Annotated in this window: 3 protein-coding genes and 1 pseudogene; 1 reads left to right on the forward strand and 3 read right to left on the reverse strand. The window is 42.4% G+C overall.

Features of this window, described 5'->3' with window-relative positions; all coding sequences use genetic code 11:
* The 3 genes and pseudogenes from LC574_RS37415 to LC574_RS37425 form a co-directional block, all read right to left on the reverse strand.
* Window positions 1–143 (reverse strand): annotated as a pseudogene (locus LC574_RS37415) (protein hesA); the annotation flags it as partial.
* Window positions 76–528, reverse strand: coding sequence for a tetratricopeptide repeat protein (locus tag LC574_RS37420; protein ID WP_229458669.1), 453 nt, complete (start codon window positions 526–528; stop codon window positions 76–78). The gene LC574_RS37420 and the pseudogene LC574_RS37415, both read right to left, overlap by 68 nt.
* A 98-nt stretch (window positions 529–626) precedes the next feature.
* Window positions 627–1,256 (reverse strand): RNA polymerase sigma factor, encoded by a 630-nt coding sequence (locus tag LC574_RS37425; protein WP_229458667.1) that lies wholly within the window; start codon window positions 1,254–1,256, stop codon window positions 627–629.
* A gap of 196 nt (window positions 1,257–1,452) precedes the next feature.
* Here LC574_RS37425 and LC574_RS37430 point away from each other — a divergent pair.
* The coding region (locus LC574_RS37430) for a hypothetical protein (RefSeq protein ID WP_229458668.1) at window positions 1,453–2,065 on the forward strand (613 nt) is incomplete at its 3' end.

A 2,065-nucleotide genomic window follows, 5' to 3' on the forward strand; every position in this document is an offset into this window, starting at 1 on the left:
ATCAAGTCGATTGTCAGCAGTTGTGACAATAAGGGTTGACTAAACTTAGTAATCAGCTTTATTACCTCTAATGCACTAAGACAAGCTAGTGTCCCAGAAACAGCACCGATAACCGAGAACCCACGCTAATCCTCTTCTTAACGCATCTTCCGCCTCTTTTAAACTACCTAGCTGCACATAAGCCTTAGCAAGCAAATTGTAAGTTAGACCTTGTGCTTTCAGGTCGCCAATTGAGTGATATAGTTCCAGCGCCCGCAAGCAAGACGTAATTGTTTTATCGGCATATCCTGAAGCGTATTGTTGTTCACCGATACTCAGCAAGCTATCTGCTTCATCTCTTGATTGTCGCCCAACGGAACTATTTAAAGGACGGTGGAGTTGTTGCGTAATATCAACTGCACCCGCAGCTATGGGACTCAGCAAAAAAGTAAACAGTAAAAAGCTCTGTAAAAGTATTTGGGGACGAGAAATCGCACCTACACAAATTAAGCCTACCTTGTGCCTGGGAAATACAAGCCGTTGTTTCATAAAAATTACCCCTAAAGTTGCGGGTTTAAGTAAAAGGTCTAAGAAAAAGTTTTAATTTTTTTAATTGAAGACAAATAATATACGGATTTATACTTAAGTCATGATTGCACTAAATCTTCCCCAAAGTATATAGCGCGGATATCTGTGGGTAATTTGTCCTCTAGCATACGATAGCCTTCCTGAAGCAAATTGGCTACTTCGTTTGGAGCGATCGCTTCTCCTTCGGCTTGCAGATAGGCGGCGATTCTAGTTTCGCTCCAGTGGAAAGTTTGAGCCATTAACACGATTAATCGCAAAACAGGTGGTAGTTGGTCTAATGCCTGTTGTACATAGCACCATAGTGGCGGCGAAGTCGCTTGCAGAGAATAATGAATTGCTTCTGTGGGTGGTACTTTAATCTCGTTAATACAAAAAGCTGTCATATTAATTAACCAATTTTGCATGGTTAAGGCTTCCTTACCTAATTCAGGGGCGGTTAAATTTAGTCCACCGAGTTCGTAGTAGATATGTCGCCAGGTGAGGGCAAACAGATAATCTGCCTGCACAGGCGATCGCGCCGAATGCCGAATTAAGGTATACACTAGGGGACTATAGCGGCAAAAAATCACTGTAAAATACTTTCCGGCATCTGGATTGCTCTGAAACAGAGTCAGTAGTTCATTGTCACTGTGATGGAACAGCGACTTCACCAGGGGGTGATTAGCTTCCGGAAAATGAGGAATTTGCATAAGCCTTTCGATGGATAGTTGTTAAAATAGTTTTAGGAATTGCACTCCGGTAGTTAATCGCATAATATCTTGGTGTTGCCCAATTTGTAGCCCAAACTCAGACTAGTTGAATATTGATAAACTAGAAACAAAGACTTAATTTTAGTCTTAATCGACAATCATAAAATCGGCTCCCTTATAGAATCCTTATTTGTTCATGGTTATAGCAGTTAGTGTGATATCGTTCCTCCTCAGTCCCCTTACCTTAGGCTCCTTTCTGCCTTCCCTGCCCTTAGATAGCCTGTTTTCCACTCAAGGGATTATGGTGATGCTGCTAGCAGCTTACGCTGGCGCAATGTGGATGTTCCTCACCAGTGCCCCAAAAGTACACACTGTAATGGTGTCGGATTTGGAGATTGCCCGACAGTTGTATGAGGGGCTGCTAGACTTGCCAGCAGCTGAGGTGCCATTGCACTACTACTACAATTACGAACAAACTATCGGCGCAACTGGCATTGATCCACTATATATGTCTACTGGGCCGAGCTTGTCTAGCAAAATGATGAATAATGCCAACGATGGGCTGTGGTATCAATTGAAGAAAAACACCCAGCTACATGTCATTACTGGGGCGAGTTTAGGTAGCAAAAATCAGCAACGACACGTTTGTTTTGACCATGACTGCCTGGAAATGATTTTAATGCGAGTCGACATTATTTTAAGAGGTTCAATGATCTGGAAAGCTGCTGATCATTCGGGCTTACGGTACAGGGATAAAAACGCAGCAACTTCACAAATCGTTTTTCTTAAAGACGAAGACAACAAACTTT

The sequence above is a fragment of the Nostoc sp. CHAB 5715 genome (genome assembly GCF_020829685.1).
Taxonomy (GTDB): domain Bacteria; phylum Cyanobacteriota; class Cyanobacteriia; order Cyanobacteriales; family Nostocaceae; genus Nostoc.